This window comes from Sinorhizobium fredii USDA 205 (genome assembly GCF_001461695.1).
GTDB lineage: Bacteria > Pseudomonadota > Alphaproteobacteria > Rhizobiales > Rhizobiaceae > Sinorhizobium > Sinorhizobium fredii.
The window spans coordinates 1-1,147 of record NZ_AUTC01000092.1; the positions used below are offsets into that span (position 1 = coordinate 1).

Annotated in this window: 1 protein-coding gene; it reads left to right on the plus strand. The window is 64.3% G+C overall.

Annotation, left to right across the window (positions count from 1 at the left end):
- Nucleotides 1–110: 110 nt before the first annotated feature.
- Nucleotides 111–1,147, plus strand: a 1,037-nt coding sequence (locus tag N181_RS10300) for an IS110 family RNA-guided transposase (RefSeq protein ID WP_060563362.1), incomplete at its 3' end; no start/stop codon positions are given.

Genomic DNA, 1,147 nt, shown 5'->3' on the forward strand with positions numbered 1-1,147 from the left:
GCAGGCTGATGAGCGGATCATCGCTCATCTGGCTGATGGTTTCCAGATGCTATGGGGGAGCACCGCGTCATTGTACGCTGGTGCCTTTGATTAGTTCATGGAGATGCCCCATGCTGCAGCAGCGCGACATTGGCCGCTCGACGGCCGCCTTCGCTCCGGATGAGACGCTTGTCGTTGTCGTAGAGATGAGCCGTTCCACATGGCTCATCGCCGGACTCCTCCCGGGTGTTAATCGCCGTCCTCTGAAGAAGCTCAAACCAGACGAGAATGTTCTGATGCGCCTGCTGGAAGGCTGGCGCCAAGAAGCTCTTGCCGCTGGTCGGACGATCGCGCGCGTGGTGGTTGCCTACGAAGCGGGACGTGACGGCTTTTGGCTGGCCCGATGGCTGCGAGCCCACGGGATCGAGGCCCACGTGATCCACGCAACCAGTGTCACCGTGTCCCGCGATCGCCGGCGCGCCAAGACCGACCGACTCGACACCGCCCTTCTCATGCGTGTTCTTCTCGGCTGGCTTCGGGGCGAAGTAGGGCACTGCACGATGGCCGCCGTCCCGGAGATCAGCGAGGAGGATGCCAAGCGCCCGACAAGGGAACGCGAGAACCTCGTCGCCGAGCGCACTCGCCTGGTGAACCGGATGAAGGCAGCGCTTGCCCGCCTCGGCATTCGTGACGTCAACCCGGCCCTGCGCAAGACGGCGGGTCGTCTCGACACGCTACGGACTGCGGAGGGAACAAAGATCCCTGGCAATACCCTGGCGGAGATGCGCCGCGACATCGCGCGGCTGCGGCTCGTTGAAGATCAGATCGCCGAGATTGAGCGTGAGCGGCTACAGCGGCTTGCGAAGCTCAATCCGGAACGCAGCCGCGCCGCCGCTATGGTTCATATGCTTTCGCGCGTCGTCGGCCTCGGCGTGGAAACGGCCGACATGCTGGCACACGAGATCCTGCTTCGCGATCTGCGCGACCGTCGCGCTGTCGCCCGCTACGCTGGGCTCACTGGGTCGCCCGATGATAGCGGTGCTCGCCGACGTGAGCGCGGATTATCGCGCGCCGGGAATGCCCGGGTCCGCAGAGGCATGGTCCAACTGGCTTGGCGGTTCCTTGTCTTCCAGAAGGAAAGCGCCCTGGTTGCGTGGTACCGAGAGCG